General features: G+C 70.9%; 1 protein-coding gene. It reads right to left on the bottom strand.

Annotation, left to right across the window (positions count from 1 at the left end; translation table 11 throughout):
* Positions 1-206: carotenoid oxygenase family protein (locus IF54_RS40350; protein WP_037821310.1), on the bottom strand; the 206-nt coding region annotated here is incomplete at both ends.

Genomic DNA, 206 nt, shown 5'->3' with positions numbered 1-206 from the left:
GCGTCAGCGGGTCCAGCTCGTACGGGAGCGCCGCCTCCTTGAGGGCGAGCAGCTTGCCGGCGTGCCAGATGATCGAGGTGTTGGCGTTGCCGTCGTCGACGCCGGCCACGGACGGGTCGTCGGTGTAGGGGTTGCGGTAGGCGCCGAACAGGGCCTGGCGGGCGGCGCGTTCGAGCTGGAAGCGCTGGGTGCGGACGTACTTGGTC

Source organism: Streptomyces sp. NRRL B-3229, assembly GCF_000719505.1.
GTDB lineage: Bacteria > Actinomycetota > Actinomycetes > Streptomycetales > Streptomycetaceae > Streptomyces > Streptomyces griseorubiginosus.
The sequence above is the reverse complement of the archived record's forward strand: the minus strand, read 5'-3'. Positions and strand labels throughout refer to the sequence as shown.